This is a genomic window from Herbaspirillum sp. RV1423 (genome assembly GCF_000577615.1).
Classification (GTDB): Bacteria; Pseudomonadota; Gammaproteobacteria; order Burkholderiales; family Burkholderiaceae_D; genus Herbaspirillum.
In genome coordinates, this window is record NZ_CBXX010000001.1 from 197,609 (window position 1) to 217,897 (window position 20,289).

Sequence of the window (20,289 nt, forward strand, 5' to 3'; positions counted from 1 at the left end):
TTATTCCGTGGTATTTCCAGCCGGCACCAGGATTTCGCGGTTGCCATTCGATTGCATCGTCGACACCAGGCCGCTTTGCTCCATTTGCTCAAGCAGACGCGCGGCGCGGTTGTAGCCGATGCGCAGATGGCGCTGCACCAGTGAAATCGAAGCCCGGCGGTTCTTCAGCACGACAGCGACGGCCTGGTCGTAGAGTTCGTCGCCTTCGCTGCCGCCCGCAGCGCCGCCGATTGCCCCATCGGCATCCTCGGCTACGCCTCCCTCTAGGATGCCCTCGATGTAATTCGGTTCCCCCTGCTCTTTCAGGTGGTCGACCACGCGGTGGACTTCTTCATCGGAAACGAAAGCGCCGTGCACGCGGATCGGCAGGCCGGTCCCCGGCGGCATGTACAGCATGTCGCCCATGCCGAGCAACGCCTCCGCGCCCATCTGGTCGAGGATGGTGCGCGAGTCGATCTTGCTGCTGACCTGGAAAGCGATGCGCGTGGGCACGTTGGCCTTGATCAGGCCCGTGATGACGTCGACTGAAGGACGCTGCGTCGCCAGGATCAGATGGATGCCGGCGGCGCGCGCCTTTTGTGCGATACGCGCAATCAGTTCTTCCACCTTCTTGCCGACCACCATCATCAGATCGGCAAGCTCGTCGATGATGATGACGATGGTTTCGAGTTGCTCCAGCGGCTCCGGCGCGTCAGGCGTGAGGCTGAACGGATTCGGGATCTTTTCGCCGCGCTTGTCGGCATCGATGATCTTCTGGTTGTAGCCGGCCAGGTTGCGCACACCCAGTTTGGACATGCGCTTGTAGCGGCGCTCCATCTCGGCCACCGCCCAGTTCAACGCATGGCCGGCCTGGCGCATGTCGGTCACGACCGGCGCCAGCAGATGCGGGATGCCTTCGTAGATCGACAATTCCAGCATCTTCGGATCGATCAGGATCAGGCGCACCTGCTTGGGCGTCGACTTGTACAGCAGCGACAGGATGGTGGCGTTGATGCCGACCGACTTGCCGGAACCGGTGGTGCCGGCGACCAGCAAGTGCGGCATCTTGGCGAGGTCGGCCACCACCGGATTGCCGGCGATGTCCTTGCCGAGCGCGATGGTCAGGCTGGAATGGCTGTCATTGTAGACCTTGGAACTGAGAATCTCGGTCAGGCGCACAATCTGGCGCTTGGGATTCGGCAGCTCCAGGCCCATGTAATTCTTGCCCTGGATGACTTCCACCACCCGGATCGAGGTCAGCGACAGCGAACGCGCGAGATCGCGCGCGAGGCCGACGATCTGGCTGCCCTTGACGCCGGTGGCCGGTTCGATTTCGTAGCGGGTAATCACCGGGCCGGGATAGGCCGCAACGACCTTGACCTCAACACCGAAGTCGGACAATTTCTTCTCGATCAGGCGGCTGGTGAATTCCAGCGTTTCGACCGAGACGGTCTGCTGCGCCGGCGGCGCTTCGTCCAGCAGCGACAGCGGCGGCAGGCTGGAGTCGATGTCCTGGAACAGGCTGGTCTGGCGCTCCTTCTCGATGCGCTCTGACTTCGGCACCGCCACCACTTGCGGCTCGATGCGGATCGGCGGCGCTTCGTCGATTTTTGCGCGCTCCTGCACCACAACTTCTTCGCGCTTGACGGCGGCGACGTGGCCAACCTTTCGGTCTTCACGCGCCGAATAAAAGTTGCGCACCCAGAAGATGCCGTCTTCAATCGCGCCGCCGATACGCTCGACCGTCGCCAGCCACGACACATGGAAGAACAGGCTGAAACCCAGTCCGAACAGCAGCAGCAACAGTAAGGTGGCGCCGGTGAAACCTAGCGACGACTGCGCCGCGCTGCCGATCATTTCACCCAGCACGCCGCCCGGCGCGCGCGGCATTTTCGCTTTCATGGTGTACATGCGCATGTATTCGATGCCGAGGCTGCCGGCCAGCAGGAAGACGAAACCGATGGCACGGATCAAGCCTTCCTGATGATGCTCGGGTTCGGCCGGTTTCTGCAACAGGAAGCGATCGGCCAGACTCCGGTAACTGCGCCAGATCGAATGCGCCAGCAGCACGCACCACCACCATGCCGACATGCCGAAGATGTACAGCATCAGGTCAGCCATCCAGGCGCCCAGGCGGCCGCCCCAGTTATGCAGGTGCGGCACGGTGTTGGCCACCGACCAGCCCGGATCGCTGCGCGAGTAGGTCAGCAAAATCAGCGACAGATACACCAGCAAAGTCGCCATGGCCAGCCAGCGCGCTTCGTACAGGAGACGCACCAGCCGGCTCGGCAACTGCGGCGTATCGGCGGCTTTGGAATTGCGGGTATAGGCTTGGCTGGTCTTGGTCATAAATCTTTATCGGGGTGCGCGTCTGACGCACTGTTACTCACTTAGGCGACATTGTAACGGCGATTGCGGCAGTGAAAGCCGACAGAAGCAAACTTGCCGCCCGTCAATCGCAAATCCGCCCTATTGGCGAAATAGCGTAATTCCATCGGGCCGGTCTTTCGCTTCGTCTATAATCTTAACCGTTTTGCAGTGCAATATAAGAGAAACAAGCGGAGAAACGGCAACATAAGCCGTGAGGGCGACTCCCCCCACTCCAAACTCGCGCCTGCGTTGAAATCCGGCAGATCGGCATCATGTCGTTACTGCGCCTTCGTTCTGTTCAGTACATTAAGAGTATTTTATGACCACGCCCAAACACGCCAAGGTTTTGATTCTCGGTTCCGGCCCGGCCGGTTACAGTGCAGCCGTCTACGCAGCGCGCGCCAACCTCAATCCGGTCTTGATCACCGGCGTCGAGCAAGGCGGCCAATTGATGACCACCACCGACGTCGAAAACTGGCCCGGCGACCCCATGGGCGTGCAGGGACCGGAATTGATGCAACGCCTGCTGCAACATGCAGAACGTTTCAATACCGAAATCATTTTCGACCATATCCACACCACCAAGTTGTCGGAAAAGCCATTCCGCCTGATCGGCGACTCCGGCGAATACACTTGCGACGCGCTGATCATCGCCACCGGCGCCTCGGCGCAATACCTAGGTCTGCCCTCGGAAGAAGCCTTCATGGGCAAGGGAGTATCGGCCTGCGCGACCTGCGACGGCTTTTTCTACCGCGGCAAGGAAGTCGCCGTGGTCGGCGGCGGCAATACCGCTGTCGAAGAAGCGCTGTATCTGTCCAACATCGCCAGCAAGGTCACCATCATCCACCGCCGCGACAAGTTCCGCGCCGAGCCCATCCTGATCGACCGCCTGTTGCACAAGGTCACCGAAGGCAAGATCGAGATCAAATGGCATCACACGCTTGATGAAGTCACCGGCGACGACAGCGGCGTGACCGGCATCAGGATCAAGTCGACGCAAGACGGCAGCGTGACGCCGATCAACCTGCACGGCCTGTTCGTCGCCATCGGCCACAAGCCGAATACCGACATCTTCGATGGCCAGATCGACATGCACAACGGCTACATCAAGACCCGCACCGGGTTGGAAGGCTTCGCCACCGCCACCAGCATCAACGGCGTCTTCGCCGCCGGCGACGTGCAGGACCATATCTACCGCCAGGCGATCACCAGCGCCGGCACCGGCTGCATGGCTGCGCTCGATGCCCAGCGCTACCTGGAAGGCCTGGAGTAAAATCCATCTCGCCCTCCCTGTCTTGAGGGAGGGTGTTTTCCTGACCATCATTCGCCTCGTCGGCGTCGATCATCATGGCGGTTATCAAGGACTTTTCTGCACTCAAGTCGCTGCGCAAGGATATCAAGGCGCAGGAAGAAGCTCGCCTCGCCGCCGAACGTCAACGCCTGGAAGACGAAAAGCGCCTGCGCGAAGAAGCCGACATTTTCCGCAACAGCATCGGCAAGGTCGCGCCGCTGCGCAGCAATGAAAAAGCCGCCATCGTTGCGCCACAGCCGCTGCCGATCGCGCGCCAGCATATCGCCGACGAGCAAGCGGCACTGATGGAATCGCTATCCGACGAATTCACCTTCGACACCCTGCTCGACAGCGATGAAAACCTCAGCTTCGCGCGTCCCGGCGTCGGCAGCGACGTGCTCAGCAAACTGCGCCGTGGCCACTGGGTGATTCAGAACCAGCTCGACCTGCACGGCCTGCGCCGCGATGAAGCACGCGAAGCGCTGGGCGAATTCCTGCGCCAGGCGCGCCATCGCGGTCAGCGCTGCGTGCGCATCATCCACGGTAAGGGACTGGGCTCGATCAACAAGGAACCGGTGCTGAAACAGAAGGTGCGCAACTGGCTCGCGCAAAAGGACGAAGTCATCGCGTTTTGCCAGGCGCGCCCCGCCGACGGCGGTTCAGGCGCACTGGTGGTGCTGCTGCAATCGAGCACATCCGCCAGCGCCGGCTAGAGCATTGCACGCACTCAGCGCACAGTCAGTATTTCCGCCAGCCAGTCGACGAACACCCGCACGCGCGGCGATAAATGCCGGTTGTGCGAATACACGATGGACACCGGCAGCGGCGGCGGCTTGAATTCCGGCAGCAATTCTTCCAGCACGCCCTGCTCCAGCAAGCTCTCGATGCCCAGGCGCGGCGCCTGCACCAGTCCCAATCCCGCCAGGCAGCACGCCATATAGGCTTCGGAGCTGGCGACCGATACCTGACCCTGCAGTTTCAGGGTCTTGAGTTCGCCGTTCTGCATATACTCCCACGGCAGGTCGCGTCCGGTGCGGCTGGAAAAATAATTCACCATCACATGCTGCTCCAGGTCGGCCAGCGTGCGCGGGCGGCCGTGGCGATCCAGGTAGGCTTTCGATGCGCAGGTGATCTGTTCCATGGCGCCGATGCCGCGGGCGATCAGCGTCGAGTCGCTGAGGATACCGACACGCAACACGCAATCGACACCTTCGCCGACCAGGTCCACGAAACGATCGCTGGCGTTGAGCTTGACGCGGATGTCGGGGTAACGCGCAAAGAACTCGGGCAATCGCGGAATCACATTCTTATGCGCCAGCCGCTCGGGCAGATCGACCCGCACCACGCCTTGCGGCTGCTCGCGATCGAACAGGTTTTCGACATCCTGGAATTCCGCCAGCAGCCGCTGGCAGCGTTCAAGGTAGGCGACGCCATCGTCGGTCAGCGTCACCTTGCGCGTGGTCCTTTGCAGCAGGCGCACGCCGACGCGCTTTTCCACCGCCTGGATGGCATTGGTCACGGTCGCCGGCGGCAGTCCCATCTGCTCGGCAGTCTTGCTGAAACTGCCCAGTTCCGCAACACGTACGAACACTTCCATCGCTTGAAGCCTATCCATACTGATAATTAACCATTTCCGAATAAAGAAATCATTTTAATGCCATTTATTCGAAAATAAACAAGTACGATAATACTCATCAGGCACTTAGGTACATTTCCGCCCATCGGGCGTCTCACACTTTTTAGCGGAAGGACTCATCATGGAACAACGCGCACTCGGCCGCAGCGGCCTTGCCTCGTCAGCCATCGGCCTGGGCTGCATGGGCATGTCGGACCTGTACGGCCCGGCCAATGAACAGGATGGCATCGCCACCATCCACGCCGCGCTGGAAGCCGGCATCACCCTCCTCGACACCGGCGACTTCTACGGCATGGGCCACAACGAAATGCTGATTCGCGACGCCCTGCGCAGCGCGGGCGGCAACAAGCGCGACAATGTCCTGCTGAGCGTGAAGTTCGGCGCCTTGCGCGATGCTTCCGGCAACTGGGCCGGCTACGATTGCCGTCCGGCAGCGGTGAAGAATTTCCTGGCGTATTCGCTGCGCCGCCTCGGTACCGATCATCTCGATATCTACCGTCCTTCGCGCCTCGACCCGGCCGTGCCGATCGAAGAGACCATCGGCGCCATCGCCGACCAGGTCAAGGCCGGCTATGTGCGTCATATCGGTTTGTCTGAAGTCGGCGTGGAAACCATTCGCCGCGCCCATGCCGTGCATCCGATTTCCGACCTGCAGATCGAATATTCGCTGCTCTCGCGCGGCATCGAAAAAGACATCCTGCCGACTTGCCGCGAACTGGGCATCAGCGTCACAGCCTACGGCGTGCTGTCGCGCGGCCTCATCAGCGGCCATTGGGATCCCAGCCGCAAACTGGCCCCGGGAGATTTCCGCGGCTTCAGTCCGCGCTTCTCGAGCGAAAACCTGGCGCATAACCTGGCCCTGATCGAGGTGCTGCGCAATATCGCGACGGAAAAACAGGCCACGCCGGCGCAAATCGCCATCGCCTGGGTGCTGGCGCAAGGCAGCGACATCGTGCCGCTGGTCGGCGCGCGCCGCCCCGAACGCCTGGCCGAATCGCTGGGCGCGCTGAACGTAAAGCTGGACGCCGCAGACCTGAGCCGCATCGAACAGGCCATCCCGGCCGGCGCTGCAGCGGGCGAACGTTACGCACCAACACTGATGGCGCATCTGGACAGCGAAAAATCGCACGGGTCATGATGGAATGACGAGCGTGGCGGGCCGGTCAGAACAAATCGAGCTGACCGGATCGGGACGCCTTCGCCGCACGCGCCGGAGCAATGAATTGAGACGCGTCGAGCGTATCGAACCAGCCGCGCTCGCGCATGCTGCTGCGCTGGACGGCTTTTTCAAAACGCTGACGAATCAGGTCGGCCCACACGCCTTCGCCGCGCATGCGCGTGGCGAAATCCGAATCGTTGTCCTTGCCGCCGCGCATCTCGCGAATGCGGTTCATGACCCGGTTGGCGCGTTCGGGAAAATGCGTCTGCAGCCATTGCTGGAACAGCGGATTGACTTCCCACGGCAGCCGCAGCACTGTGTAGCCGGCCCGGCTCGCGCCGGCTTCCGCCGCTGCGGCGACGATGCTTTCCAGTTCCGGCTCGTTCAGGAAAGGAATCATCGGCGCGACGCTGACGCTGACCGGAATGCCGGCTTCGACGAGCGTGCGAATCACGCGCAGACGACGCGCCGGCGCGGCGGCGCGCGGTTCCAGCTTGCGCGCCAGCGCCGGATCGAGCGTCGCGATGGTCACCGCGGCAATGACCTGCTTTCTTCGCGCCATCGGCGCAAGGATGTCGATGTCGCGCTCGATCAATGAAGACTTGGTGATCAGCGCCGCCGGATGACCGCAATCGCCGAGTATCTGCAGCACGCGCCGCGTGATCTGCAACTCGCGCTCGCAAGGCTGGTAGGCGTCGGTATTGATGCCTACCGTGATCGTCTCGGGCACGTAAGACAGCTTCGCCAGTTCCTTGAGCAGCAATTCCGGCGCATTGGTCTTGGCAAAAATCCTGCTCTCGAAATCCAGCCCCGGCGACAGGCCGAGATAGGCGTGCGTGGGACGCGCAAAGCAATACACGCAGCCATGTTCGCAACCGCGATAGGGATTGAGCGAGACGCTGAACGGCAAGTCGGGAGACTTGTTGCGACTGAGGATGCTTTTGGCGATTTCTTCCGTCACGATGGTGCGCAAGGCAGACGGCTCGCCGTCTTCGTCCGCCTCATCAGCCTTCCCCCAGCCGTCGTCGAAACCGACCCGCTGCTGCGTCTCATAGCGTCCTTGCAGGTTGCTGACCGCGCCGCGCCCTTTGCGCGCATCGAACACCTTCGACAGCGTTTCGCCTTCCGTCTCCAGCACTTGCGTTATTTGCAAGGGGACTTTTCGATAACTCGATTTGCCCATGGGATTCCTGCTCCTCGCCTAATATACTGCATAAATATACAGTATATTAAATCAGAACATAGCTGTCTCCCGGAAAATTCCGTCCGACAAAGCTGATAAAACGGGAGATTCTTTGACCGCGCATACACCGACCGTGCGACGCGGCGATTGACGATCCTCAGTTCAGGAACCCCGAATCCCTGGTCATCACCGCCGTGTCGACATACATCGAACCGTTGTGATTGCCGGGAGCGAAGTTGATGGCATGGCCGCCACCGTCATGGTTGCGGGAATTGATGCTCTCGAGGGAACGGATCAGCTTTTCGCGCGTCAGATCGCGACTCGCCCGCCTGAGGCCCTCCACTAACACGCGCGCGGCAATATAGCCTTCCAGACTGCTGAACGTAAGCTCATCATGGCCAGCCTCCGCCATGCGTTTGCGATATTCGGCGACGAGCGGCATGGAAACACGCCAGGGGGACGGCACCACCTGGGTGACAAGGATACCGAGCGCGAGCTCGCCCAACTCATCAGCCAGGGCTTTCTGCCCGACAAACGACAGGCAGAAGAATTGTCCCAGGAAACCTCTGCTGCGCAGTCCGCGCACAATTCCGGCATTGGTCTTGTAGCTCGCGTTGGCCAGCATCACAACGTCGGTGCGGGAGGCGATTATCCTGTCTAGTACGGGCGCCAGATTCACGCCATCCATATCAACATCGACGGCGGTCAACTCCACCGCGCCAGCCTTCGCCTTGCGTTCCATATCCTGTTTGACGAGCATGCCGTACCGGCCTTGCGGATAGACCAGCACCAGTTTGCGTATGCCCAGTCCGTTCATGTTGCGCAGAAAGTGGGCATACTCGTCCGAGTAGCCGGCTCGCACGGTGAAAAGATAGCGATTGAAAGGACGATAGAGCGAGTCGCCGCCGGTGACCGGCGCAAACAAAGGAACCCGGGCCTTGGCGGCAATCGGCAATGCCGCCTGGCTGGCGGGCCAGCCGACAAAGCCGAACAAGGCGAACACCTTGTCGTTTTCAATGAGTTGACGAGTATTGTATGCAGCCAGGGAAGGCGAGTACTGGTCGTCGCGCGTGATCAGCTCAATGCGCCTGCCATGCACGCCGCCCTGCTGGTTGACCTTGTCGAAATACGCTTTGGCGCCGATCAGCACCTGCCGGGAAAGATATGCAGCAGGGCCGGACATCCCGGCCGACTGACCGAGAAGGATGCGGGTATCGGAGATGCCCGTTTCGGCATGCGTCGGGGAGAGCGACCACGCTAGCAGCAGCAACGGAAGAATTCGCAACCACCTTCGACGCCGCTTCTGCATGCACTCCCCTTTTCATGATCTTATACCGCCTCCGCTCCCGTCTCGCCGGTACGGATGCGGATGACTTGCTCGACTTCCTGGACAAAAATCTTGCCGTCGCCGATCTTGCCGGTGCGCGCCGCCTTGATGATGGCGTCGACAACCGGCTCGACCACGCTGTCGTCGACAACGACTTCAATCTTTACCTTCGGCAGGAAATCGACGACATATTCGGCGCCGCGATACAGTTCGGTGTGCCCCTTCTGGCGGCCGAAGCCTTTTACTTCCGTCACGGTGAGACCGGTGACGCCGACCTCAGCCAGCGATTCGCGCACCTCGTCCAACTTGAACGGTTTGATGATAGCAGTGACTTGCTTCATGACAATTCCCTCCTTAAAAAATGCTGCAAAAATCGAATTAAATCAATCAGGGTTTTGACTGCGCACCCTTCATGATGCGCGCCGGAATACGTGTTGCTACTCGCGGAACCTGGACGTGATCGGATAACGCCAGTCGCGCCCGAAAGCCCGGTGCGTGATGCGGATTCCGACCGGCGCCTGACGGCGCTTGTATTCATTGATCTTGATCAGGCGCGTGATGCGCTCGATGTCTTCCTTCCGGTAGCCTGCCGCTTCGATCTCGCCGACGCTGAGATTCTCTTCCATGTACATCTGCATGATGCCATCGAGGATCTCGTACGGCGGCAACGAGTCCTGATCCGTTTGATCCGGACGCAGCTCGGCCGAAGGCGGCCGCGTCAGGATGCGTTCCGGAATGACTTCCGAAATGCTGTTACGGTAAGCGCACAGGCGATAGACCAGCGTCTTGGCAATGTCCTTGATGACGGCAAAACCGCCGGCCATGTCGCCGTACAGCGTGCAGTAGCCGACCGCCATCTCGCTCTTGTTGCCGGTAGTCAGGACGATTGAACCGTACTTGTTCGACAGCGCCATCAGCAACGTGCCGCGGATGCGCGCCTGGATGTTTTCTTCGGTAGTGTCTTCTTTCAGGCCCTTGAATTCCGCGGACAAGGTATTGCGGAACGCCGAGAAGCAATCATTGATCGGTATTTCATCGTAGCGCACCTTGACGCGTTCAACCATGTCGCGCGAATCGAGCCAGGAAATATCCGCGGTGTACGGCGACGGCATCATGATTGCACGCACCTTGTCGGCGCCCAGCGCATCGACCGCAATGGCCAGCGTCAGCGCCGAATCGACCCCTCCGGACAGGCCGATCAATACGCTCGGGAAACCGTTCTTGCCGACATAGTCGCGCACACCCAGCACCAGCGCCTGATAAACCTGCGCTTCGATCGACAGCGCCGGCGCCATCTTCGGATTGCGGATCTGCACGCCGTCGAACTCGACAATCTGCAAATCTTCCTGTGCATGCGCCAGGCTGGCGACCAGTTCGCCGGCGATGTCCATGACGAACGAATTGCCGTCGAAGATCAATTCGTCCTGGCCGCCGACCAGGTTGGCGAACACCAGCGGCAACCCCTGTCTGGTCACATTGGCGCGCATCACATCCAGGCGCAGCAATTGCTTGTTCATGTGGTACGGCGAGCCGTTCAGGATCAGCAAGACCTGCGCACCGGCCAGCCAGGCCTGTTCCGGCGCACGCGGAAACCAGGTGTCTTCGCAGATGTTGACGCCGAACTTCGTGCCCTTGACGTCGAACACCAGCGGCGCGCCGTCGCCGGTGAAGTAACGCTTTTCATCGAACACGCTGTCGTTGGGCAATTCCAGTTTATGGTAAGTGCCGGCGATTTTACCGTTGAGCAGCACCGAAGCGGAGTTAAAACGCGCACCATCTTTGAGCGTCGGATGGCCGACGATCACATGCACATCTTTCAGCGCGGCCAGCTCGGCGGTCAGCGCTTGCAACGCTTCTTCGGTTTTTGCGTAGAATGCCTGACGCAGCAACAGGTCTTCCGGCGGATAGCCAACCAGCGACAATTCCGGCGTGAGGACGATGTCCGCGCCGTCCGCTGCCGCACGGCGAGCGAATTCGACGATTTTGTTGCGATTGCCCTGGATATCTCCAACCGTGCTGTTGATCTGGGCGATGGCGACTTTGACTGACATGATGGCGACAAGTAAGAAAATGACGAAGAGTAGAGGCAGGACACCCGAGCGAAGGAGCCGCACGCAGTGAACGCAGAGCTTCATTATCGCACGCGAATCATTTCTTCTCTGGCAGAAATTGGCCAGCCGGCATGGGATGCGCTGCTTGCCGCACAGGCCGACGCGACGCCGTTTCTGTCCTACGCCTTCCTGCACGCCCTCCACGAAAGCGGCTCCGCGGCCAAGGATACCGGCTGGGAGCCGCAATACCTGACGTTATGGCAAGACGATGCGTTGAAGGCGGCGCTGCCGCTTTACCTCAAATACCACTCCTACGGCGAATATGTGTTCGACTGGGCCTGGGCCGAGGCCTACGAACGCCATGGCCTGCCCTACTATCCCAAGCTGCTGTCGGCGATCCCGTTCACGCCGGTGGCCGGCAGCCGCCTGCTGGCGCATGACGACCATGCGCGCCGGGCGCTGGTGCAGGCCTTGCAAGCGTTGCAGGAAACCGCGCAGACCTCCTCCACGCATGTGCTCTACCCGCCCGACGCCCAGGCGCAGACGCTGGCCGAAGCCGGCTTCATGCTGCGCAGCGGCGTGCAATTCCATTGGCACAACGAAGGTTATCGCGACTTCGCCGAGTTCCTGTCGACGCTGGAACGCAAGAAGCGCAAGAACATCCTGGCCGAGCGCCGCAAGGTCAACGAAGCCGGGATCACCTTCCGCCACCTGCGCGGCGGCGAGGCTGGCGAAGGCGACTGGCGCTTTTTCCATCGCTGCTATCGGCATACGTATGCCGCGCACCATTCGACGCCTTACCTGAACCTCGACTTTTTCCTGCGCATTGCCGCCGACATGCCGCAGCATCTGTTGCTGACCGTGGCCTGCCGCGACGGCAAGCCGATCGCCTCATCGCTCGTGGTGTACGATGACGAGTCGCTCTACGGCCGCTACTGGGGTGCGCTGGAAGAAGTGCCTTGCCTGCATTTCGAAACCGCCTATTACCAGCCGCTGGAATTCTGCATCGACAACAAGATCGCCTGGTTTGAGGGCGGCGCCCAGGGCGAGCACAAGATGGCGCGCGGCTTCCTGCCGCAAAAAACCTGGTCGGCGCATTGGCTCGCGCATCCCTCGTTTGCCGACGCCGTCGAACGCTTCCTCGAACGCGAAGGCGGCGGCATCGACGACTACCTGAGCGAACTGAACGAGCGCAATCCGTTTCGCTCGTGTGACTAGACGTGGAGTCCAGACGCAAAAAAAAGCGCACCTTGGTGCGCTTTTTTGTCGACGGACGAAATTATTTGGCTTGCTTCTGATAGGCGGCGATGCCTGCCAGGATTTCGGCCTTGGCGGACTCAGGACCTTCCCAGCCGTCGATCTTGACCCATTTGCCTTTTTCCAGATCCTTGTAATGCTCGAAGAAGTGCTGGATCTGCTTCAGGCGCAGTTCGTTCATGTCTTCCGGCTTTTGCCAGTGCGTGTAGATCGGCAAGACCTTGTCGACCGGCACCGCCAGCAGTTTGGCGTCGACGCCCGACTCGTCGGTCATCTTCAACACGCCGATGGGTCGGCAGCGCACCACCACGCCCGGGAACAGCGGAAACGGCGTGATCACCAGCACGTCGACCGGGTCGCCGTCTTCGGACAAAGTTTGCGGGATATAGCCGTAGTTGCACGGATAGTGCATGGCGGTGCCCATGAAACGGTCGACGAAAATGGCGCCGGTTTCCTTGTCCACTTCATACTTGATCGGATCGGCGTTCATCGGGATCTCGATGATCACATTGAAGTCGTTAGGCAGGTCGCGGCCGGACGGGACGTTATTCAGGCTCATGGTGCTTTCTCGTAAGGAAATGAAAGAATGGGGAAACCTCGAATTATAACGGCATTCAGGCCACTACCCCGAACATGCGCACTATTGGACGCAGGCAAGATGAAAAACGCCGCCGGGTCCCGAAGGAGCGCGGCGGCATTTTCAAATGCGCTTGAGCAGGACAGAAAAGATCAGCGGATTGCCGTCGCCAGCGCGCATTGCTTGTAATGCGCCGCAGCCTGTTCGTGCTGATCGAGCGCGTCGTGCAACTGGCCGAGGCTCAGATGGGACTCGCGCACGGTGCGCGGCTCAAGCGCATCGGACAGGGCCTGTTCCAGATGGCGCTGGGCCTTGCCCCACAGCTTCTGGCGCAGGCAGAACATGCCCAGCGTCAGCGCCAGCTCGGCATCGGTAGGACGTTTCGCCAGCCAGGCTTCGCAACGTTCGATCTGCGTCAGCAGCGCGGGCGAGCCGGCTTCCGCGGTCGAATCGCGATAGGCGCGGATCAGGCGGTCGTCCCAATCTGCCGCCAGCGCGCGTTCCAGCAAAGTGCGCGCCTCATCGTGCAAGCCGCGACTGCTGAAGGCATGGGCGGCGCGCGCGGCGATGTAGGGTTTCAGGCGATCGGCGTTGGGCACCTCGGCCCACAGACGGCGGATCGATTCGGCGTCGTGCGAGCGATCCGACAGCAAGGCGTCGTAGGCCATTTCGCGCAGGCGATTGGACAACGCCGGATGCAGCGCATTGCGCTTGTCCAGCGTCTGCACCAGACGCAGCACTTCAGGCCAGTTCTTGGCTTGCTGGTTGGCCTTGAGCGCCCACTGCAGCGCCTGGATGTGGCGCGTGCCGTTGGCATTGAGTTCATCCACGGTTTCCAGCGCGGCCTTGAACTGGTGGTCGTCGACCAGTAATTCCAGCGTGGTCATCAGGCGCGCCGCTTTCAAGCCGGCGTCGCCGTCGGTGCTGGCTAGCCAGATGTCGCGGCGCTCGATCTGGCGCATGCGATGCGCGGCGCGCGCACCAACCAGCGCGGCAATGCCGGCGTTCTCCGGGAGTTCCGCGGCGCGCGTGGCGGCCTTCTCGGCATGGCCGAAACGGCCTTCAAAGAACGCTTTCAGGGAATCGCGCAACGCCTTGTTGCCGTCATTCTCACGCTTCTGCCGACGATACGCCATCACGCGTCCCGGCAGCTTTTGCGTCAGGCGCACGGCACGGATCACCACGTACAGCGAGATGAACAGGACAACAACGGCCAGCAGGAAAAAATTCAGCGACAAATCGACGCGGTACGGCGGATAAAACAGCACGACGTTGCCTGGATTGAAGCGTGCCAGCACCGCCAGGCCGATGGCGGAGGCAAACAGGGTCAGAAGCCAGAGGAGAATTCGCATATAACTGTTCTGTCGCTTTGATTAACGCCGGCTCTTGTAATTGCGCACCGCGTTGATGCTCTCGCTGAGCGTCGGCATCTGGATCGACAGGTTGCTGCCCTGGACTTGCTTCAACAACGCCTGCGTGGTTTGCACTTGCTTGGCGCGCGTGTCGAAGTATTTGGCGATGGTGTCCTGGGCGGCATTCAGGTCGTTACGGAAAGCGAACTCGTTGCGCGACAACAGCGCCAGACGCGCGTTGAGCAAACGCAGCTTGAGGTTTTCGCGGGCGTAGTATGCCTGGGTCGGCGACAGCAACAAGGCGTCCGGCGTATCGACGCTGCGGATGCGCACCAGTTGCTTCAGCTCGGTCCACATTTCGGCGCTGATGCTTTGCCATTTGTCCTGCGCATTGGCCACCCAGTCGCTGGCCGGCGCACCACCGGCAGTCTTCGGCGTCGCATGCACCGACGGTTTCTTGGGTTGGGTCACGGACACCACCGGTTTTTCGTCGGACAGCAAAGGCATGCCGTCGATCTGGCCGATGACGCTGTCCAGACGCACGGCGATGCCCGGCACGTCGACGGTCGGCAAGGCTTTCAGGCGATCCTGGTCGCGCGCGATGGCGCGGCGGATGGCAATGAATTGCGGCTTATCGGAACGCGACAGGCTCTTGTCCGCATTTTGCAGGGCGATCAGCGCGCCCTGAACGTTGCCGGCCAGTTCCAGTTGCTGGCTGGCGGTGGACAAGACCTCTTCGATTTCCGACAAAGCCCAGTCGTCGCGGTTCTTGGAAAGATCCTGATAGAGCTGCTCCAGCGCCAGTTGCTGGCTTTGCGACTCGGCCTGCTTGCTGTCGAGCACGCTGACCTTGGCCTGCAATTCCTTGGTGCTTTCCTGGACCGTCTTGAGCACGCTCTTGACTTCCGTATTGGCTGCATCGCCGCTTTGCAGGCGGCGCGCCACCTCTTCGCGCAAGCCGCGAATCTCGACATGCGACGCCCACCACTGCGCCACCAGGACGATGGCGAGGATCGCAACAAGGACGGTCAACAGTCGCAGGCGCTTTTTCAGCACGCCGCTATCCGACGGGGTGAAGGCAGGAAGCACCGTGCTCGCCTGCAGTCCGGCATCCGCTTTTGCGTCCGGCTGGTTCTGTTCGGGGGAGGATTGCAGTTCATTCATGGTCGGGATTGTAACGCGGCAATCAGACGTTCGTCGCCTGATCCGGTCAGGGTCACGCAAGAGAAACCCAGCAATTGCGCTGTTTCAGCGATCCTCGGGTGCGAAACGATCATTTTCTTACGTTGCAGTTTTACCACACACTGTTCTCCCAAGGTATCCGCCGTGATTTGCAGCAGGTTCCGCAGCGCTTCCGAACTGGTCACGATCCATTCGCTGTCGACGTCCAGCAATGCGCGCAATTGTCTTGTCCGTGCAGCATCCATTTGCGGTTGCCGGCGCCGGTAGGCGGTGAGGCATTCGACGTCGACTTCTTCGGCGCGCAGCATGTCTGTGAGGAAATCGCGTCCGGCCTGGCCGCGCACGATCAGCACGCGCTTGCCGCGCAGATTGTCGAGGTCGAGCGCCTTGAACAATTCCTCGGAATCCATGCGCTCACTGTTGTGCGGCGCGAAAATGCGGGCGTTGTCCTGGTTGATGCCATGGCGCTGCAAGGCCAGCCGGCTGCCCTCGCCCACAATACCGATGGCAACATCCTGCGGCCATCGGCCGATGAAATGGAACGCGGCATCGATGGCGTTCGGACTGACGAACACCACCATTGCATAACGTTCGAGCGCAGACAAGACGTCTTTCAGTTCGCCGTCGTCCGGCGCCGGCGCGATTTCCAGAAGAGGAAAAACCACCGGTTCGCGCCCGATGGCGACGACCAGTTCTGCAAACAGCCGGGCCTGCGCCAGGGGACGCGTCACGACTACTGGCCTGGAACCGAAGTCCGCCATGGCTCGCCCTCCAGAAATAATGGGTGAAAAGAAGCCGCTTATTCCGACTCCGCCTTACATGCCGCGAGGATCGCATCGGCGCCCTGCGCTTGCAGCAAATCCGCCACTTGCCGGCCTAGCGCTTGCGGCGCATCGGCGGCACCGCTGGCCTCGGCCGCGGCGATGCGCTTGCCGTCGGGTGTCGCCACCATGGCGCGCATGTGCATGCGTTCGCCTTCGACAGTGGCAAATGCCGCCAGCGGAATCTGGCAACTGCCGCCGAAGGTGCGCGACAAGGTGCGCTCGGCGGCGACGGCGCGCGCCGTCGCCTCGTGGTTCAGCGGCGCCAGCACGCGTTGCAGATCGGCGCGGCCGGCCAGTATTTCGATCGCCATCGCGCCCTGCCCCGGTGCCGGCAGGCTTTGTTCCGGCTCGACGAAGGCGCGGATGCGTTGCGGCACACCCAGGCGCTTCAAACCGGCAGCCGCAAGAATGATGGCGGCATATTCGCCGCGATCGAGTTTGCCGAGACGGGTGTCGAGATTTCCGCGCAAGGGCTTGATCTCGAGTTGCGGATAACGCGCCGCAATCAGCGCCTGGCGGCGCAGGCTGCTGGTGCCGACGACGGCGCCCGGCGGCAGTTGATCCAGCGAAGCGTAGTCGTTGGAGACGAACGCGTCGCGCGGGTCTTCGCGCTCCAGCACGCTGGCCAGCACAAAACCCTCCGGCAATTCCATCGGCACATCCTTGAGCGAGTGCACCGCGAAATCGGCACGGCCCTCCGCCATTGCGACTTCGAGTTCCTTCACGAACAGTCCCTTGCCGCCGACCTTGGACAAGGTGCGGTCGAGAATCTGATCGCCGCGCGTGGTCATTCCGAGGATGGTTATGCTGCACTGCGGATATAATGCCGCTAACCGGTCGCGTACATGCTCGGCTTGCCACATGGCGAGGCGGCTTTCGCGCGAAGCGATGACCAGCTTGGTGGGAGGAAATTCTTTCAAGACGGCTCTTCCGGTAGCCGCCGAGTCGCCTGTGAAGGCGCCCGGCGCATAAAACGATAAAAAAAGTGAGGCAAACAAGTGAGCCAGATTCTAGCACGCAGCACCACTGACCGTTCGACCTGCACGCCCGACTTTCTCCTCTGAAAACCGTAGCAATTGTTGATCATGGCAACCAAATCACAAACCAAAACCCCTGCTCGTTCTTCCCCTGGCCGTTCCGATAAATCCGTCGATAAGCGCATCGCCAAAACTTCCACCGACAAAGACGCTCCGCTGAAAGAAGACATCCGCCTGCTCGGCCGTCTGCTCGGCGAAGTGCTGCGCCATCAGGAAGGCGACACCGTCTTCGAAGTGGTGGAAACCATCCGCCAGACCGCCGTGCGCTTTCGCCGCGAGTCCGACGCCAAGGCCGGCGCCGAACTTGACAAGCTGCTCAAGAAGCTGACGCGCGACCAGACCAACTCGGTGGTGCGCGCGTTTTCCTACTTCTCGCATCTCGCCAACATCGCCGAAGACCAGCACCATAACCGCCGCCGTCGCGCGCACTTGCTGGCCGGCTCGGCGCCGCAGCCGGGCAGCGTGGCCTACGCGCTGTCGCGCCTGGACAATGCAGGCGTGTCGGGCAACACCGTGCGCAATTTCCTTTCCGAATCGCTGATCTCGCCGGTGCTGACCGCCCATCCGACCGAAGTACAACGCAAGAGCATCCTCGACGCTGAACGCGAAATCGCCCGCCTGCTGGCGCTGCGCGACAATCCGCTCACGCCCAAGGAATTGCGCGACAACACCGAACTGCTGCGCGCGCGCATCGCCACGCTGTGGCAAACCCGCATGCTGCGCTATACCAAGCTGACCGTCGCCGATGAAATCGAAAACGCGCTGTCCTACTACCGCATCACCTTCCTGCGCGAACTGCCGGCGCTGTATGACGACATCGAAGAAGAAATCAACGTCCAGTTCCCCTCGCGTACACGCACGCGTGCGGGAAATAGCCCTGCGCCGGCCGAATTGACGCCCTTCGTCCAAATGGGAAGCTGGATCGGCGGCGACCGCGACGGCAACCCCAACGTCAACGCCGGCACCATGCAGCGCGCGCTGCAACGCCAGTCGACCACGATCTTTGATTTCTACCTCGACGAAGTCCATGCGCTCGGCGCCGAGCTGTCGATCTCGACGCTGATGGTCGACGCCAGCGCGGAACTGCTGGCGCTGGCCGACGCTTCGCCGGACAACTCAGACCATCGCGCCGACGAACCCTACCGCCGCGCGCTGATCGGCGTGTATGCGCGCCTGGCCGCGACGGCGCGCTCGCTCGGCGTGGTCAACATCCTGCGCCAGGAAGTCGGCGCCGCCGCCCATTACGCCAGCCCGGAGGAATGCATCCGGGAACTGCAGGTGCTGGTCGACTCGCTCAACGCCAACCACGGCGGCGCGCTGGTCAAGCCGCGCCTGGCGGTGCTGAAGCGTTCGATCGAAATTTTCGGCTTCCACCTGGCCACGCTGGACATGCGCCAAAGCTCGGACGTGCACGAGCGCGTGCTCGGCGAACTGTTCGCCAGCGCCCAGGTCGAGCCGTCCTATGCGAGCCTGGACGAAGACAAGAAGGTCGCGCTGCTGCTGACCGAACTGTCCAGCCCGCGCCTGCTGTATTCGCCCTACCTGAACTATTCGGACGAAACCAATTCCGAACTGACCATCCTGCGCACCGCACGCGAAATCCGCCAGCGCTACGGCGCGCGCGCCATCCGCAACTACATCATCTCGCACACCGAGACCGTGTCCGACCTGCTGGAAGTCCTTTTGCTGCAAAAGGAAACCGGCCTGCTGCACGCCGACGCCAGGGATCCCGGCAAGCTGATCGAACTCGAACTGATGGTCATCCCGCTGTTCGAAACCATCCCCGACCTGCGCTGCGCCGCCGACATCATGGAGCAATGGCTGTCTCTGCCGCAGGTAGCGCCGCTGGTCGCCCGGCAAGGCAAGCTGCAGGAAGTCATGCTCGGCTATTCAGATTCCAACAAGGACGGCGGCTTCCTCACCTCTAACTGGGAACTGTACAAATCGGAGAACCGTCTGGTCGAACTGTTCAACCGCGCCGGCGTCAAGCTGCGTCTGTTCCATGGCCGCGGCGGCACCGTCGGCCGTGGCGGCGGACCGAGCTACCAGGCCATCCTGGCGCAGCCGCCGGGTACGGTCAACGGCCAGATCCGCCTGACCGAGCAGGGCGAGATCATCGCCTCCAAGTTCTCCAATCCGGAGATCGGCCGCCGTAATCTTGAACTGCTGGTCGCCGCGACGCTGGAAGCCAGCCTGATGCCGGAGACCACAGATGCGAAAGAAACCCGCAAGCTGGCCGAGTTCGAACGCGTGATGGAAGATTTGTCGGAACGCGCCTATCAGGCCTACCGCAATCTGGTCTATGAAACGCCCGGCTTCACCGACTACTTTTTCGCCTCGACGCCGATCGCCGAGATCGCCGAACTCAACATCGGCTCACGCCCCGCTTCGCGCAAATCGACGCGCCGCATCGAAGACCTGCGCGCAATTCCGTGGGGCTTTTCATGGGGCCAATGCCGTTTGCTGTTCCCCGGCTGGTACGGCTTCGGCAGCGCCGTGTCGGAATGGCTGCAGGAAGGCGGCAGCAAGGAGCAGGCCAAACGGCTCGCCACGCTGCGCGCGATGTACAGGGAATGGCCGTTCTTCGCCGCCTTGCTGTCGAACATGGATATGGTGCTGTCCAAGACCGATCTCGCGGTGGCCTCGCGCTACGCCGGGCTGGTCGCAGACCGCAAGCTGCGCAACGCGATTTTCGGCCGCATCCTGGGCGAACATGAACGCGCCAGCCAGTTGCTCGGCTCGATCACCGGCAACAAGGAGCGCCTGGCCGGTAATCCGCTGCTGGCGCGCTCGATCAAGAACCGCTTCGCCTACCTCGATCCGCTGAACCACTTGCAGGTCGAACTCATCAGGCGCCACCGCAGCACCGCGGCGGCCGGCAAGAAAGTCGAAGAACGCGTGCAGCGCGGCATCCACCTGACCATCAACGGCATCGCAGCGGGCCTGCGCAATACCGGCTGATACGCGGCCAATGCAATTCCGGCATGCATCGACGCCCCGCCCGATGCATGCCGGCCCGATTGCTGCAATCAGGAAAAACACGATAGCAAGTTTCGACGCGCCG

Annotated in this window: 16 protein-coding genes; 5 read left to right on the forward strand and 11 right to left on the reverse strand. The window is 61.4% G+C overall.

The features are described 5' to 3' along the window. Complete coding sequence (locus RV1423_RS00950) at positions 1-2,328, reverse strand: DNA translocase FtsK (protein WP_034292116.1); 2,328 nt, start codon at positions 2,326-2,328, stop codon at positions 1-3. 340 nt (positions 2,329-2,668) lie between these two features. Here RV1423_RS00950 and trxB point away from each other — a divergent pair, with 340 nt between their 5' ends. Together trxB and RV1423_RS00960 are read left to right on the forward strand one after the other, a co-directional pair. Then, on the forward strand, positions 2,669-3,622 hold the full coding sequence (trxB, locus tag RV1423_RS00955) for a thioredoxin-disulfide reductase (RefSeq protein ID WP_034292118.1): 954 nt from the start codon (positions 2,669-2,671) through the stop codon (positions 3,620-3,622). Between the two features lie 74 nt (positions 3,623-3,696). Next, positions 3,697-4,353, forward strand: a complete 657-nt coding sequence (locus tag RV1423_RS00960) for a Smr/MutS family protein (RefSeq protein WP_034292120.1) — start codon at positions 3,697-3,699, stop codon at positions 4,351-4,353. A 14-nt stretch (positions 4,354-4,367) separates the two neighbouring features. Here the strand turns inward: RV1423_RS00960 and RV1423_RS00965 are convergent, their stop codons facing one another. Next, positions 4,368-5,255 carry a LysR family transcriptional regulator gene (locus RV1423_RS00965; protein ID WP_034292122.1) on the reverse strand — a complete coding sequence of 296 codons (888 nt, stop codon included), beginning with the start codon at positions 5,253-5,255 and terminating at the stop codon, positions 4,368-4,370. A gap of 142 nt (positions 5,256-5,397) precedes the next feature. Here RV1423_RS00965 and RV1423_RS00970 point away from each other — a divergent pair, with 142 nt between their 5' ends. Continuing rightward, positions 5,398-6,414 (forward strand): aldo/keto reductase, encoded by a 1,017-nt coding sequence (locus RV1423_RS00970; RefSeq protein WP_034292124.1) that lies wholly within the window; start codon positions 5,398-5,400, stop codon positions 6,412-6,414. Between the two features lie 25 nt (positions 6,415-6,439). Here the strand turns inward: RV1423_RS00970 and RV1423_RS00975 are convergent, their stop codons facing one another. The 4 genes from RV1423_RS00975 to RV1423_RS00990 form a co-directional block, all read right to left on the reverse strand. Continuing rightward, positions 6,440-7,618: a PA0069 family radical SAM protein gene (locus tag RV1423_RS00975; protein WP_034292126.1), complete on the reverse strand. Its 1,179-nt coding sequence runs from the start codon at positions 7,616-7,618 to the stop codon at positions 6,440-6,442. 157 nt (positions 7,619-7,775) lie between these two features. Continuing rightward, entirely contained in the window at positions 7,776-8,927 is a 1,152-nt protein-coding gene (locus RV1423_RS00980; RefSeq protein WP_034292128.1) for an ABC transporter substrate-binding protein, read from the reverse strand. Between the two features lie 20 nt (positions 8,928-8,947). Then, positions 8,948-9,286 carry a P-II family nitrogen regulator gene (locus RV1423_RS00985; RefSeq protein WP_034292130.1) on the reverse strand — a complete coding sequence of 113 codons (339 nt, stop codon included), beginning with the start codon at positions 9,284-9,286 and terminating at the stop codon, positions 8,948-8,950. Positions 9,287-9,382: 96 nt separating this feature from the next. After that, a complete protein-coding gene (locus RV1423_RS00990; protein ID WP_034292132.1) occupies positions 9,383-10,996 on the reverse strand; it encodes an NAD+ synthase in 1,614 nt (537 codons plus the stop codon). Between the two features lie 66 nt (positions 10,997-11,062). Between RV1423_RS00990 and RV1423_RS00995 the strand changes: the two genes are divergently transcribed. Next, positions 11,063-12,214, forward strand: a complete 1,152-nt coding sequence (locus RV1423_RS00995) for a GNAT family N-acetyltransferase (protein ID WP_034292134.1) — start codon at positions 11,063-11,065, stop codon at positions 12,212-12,214. 61 nt (positions 12,215-12,275) lie between these two features. On the opposite strand, the gene ppa is transcribed toward RV1423_RS00995, so the two are convergent. The 5 genes from ppa to hemC form a co-directional block, all read right to left on the reverse strand. Further along, positions 12,276-12,812, reverse strand: coding sequence for an inorganic diphosphatase (ppa, locus tag RV1423_RS01000; RefSeq protein WP_034292137.1), 537 nt, complete (start codon positions 12,810-12,812; stop codon positions 12,276-12,278). 170 nt (positions 12,813-12,982) lie between these two features. Next, entirely contained in the window at positions 12,983-14,182 is a 1,200-nt protein-coding gene (locus tag RV1423_RS01005; RefSeq protein ID WP_034292139.1) for a heme biosynthesis protein HemY, read from the reverse strand. A 21-nt stretch (positions 14,183-14,203) separates the two neighbouring features. Further along, positions 14,204-15,346 carry a uroporphyrinogen-III C-methyltransferase gene (locus RV1423_RS01010; RefSeq protein ID WP_034292141.1) on the reverse strand — a complete coding sequence of 381 codons (1,143 nt, stop codon included), beginning with the start codon at positions 15,344-15,346 and terminating at the stop codon, positions 14,204-14,206. Next, positions 15,343-16,125: a uroporphyrinogen-III synthase gene (locus RV1423_RS01015; protein ID WP_034292142.1), complete on the reverse strand. Its 783-nt coding sequence runs from the start codon at positions 16,123-16,125 to the stop codon at positions 15,343-15,345. Before RV1423_RS01015 ends, RV1423_RS01010 begins: the two co-directional genes overlap by 4 nt. A 38-nt stretch (positions 16,126-16,163) precedes the next feature. After that, a complete protein-coding gene (gene hemC, locus RV1423_RS01020; RefSeq protein ID WP_034292143.1) occupies positions 16,164-17,108 on the reverse strand; it encodes a hydroxymethylbilane synthase in 945 nt (314 codons plus the stop codon). 165 nt (positions 17,109-17,273) lie between these two features. Here hemC and ppc point away from each other — a divergent pair, with 165 nt between their 5' ends. Next, on the forward strand, positions 17,274-20,186 hold the full coding sequence (gene ppc, locus RV1423_RS01025) for a phosphoenolpyruvate carboxylase (protein ID WP_034292516.1): 2,913 nt from the start codon (positions 17,274-17,276) through the stop codon (positions 20,184-20,186). The last annotated feature ends 103 nt before the right edge of the window (positions 20,187-20,289 follow it).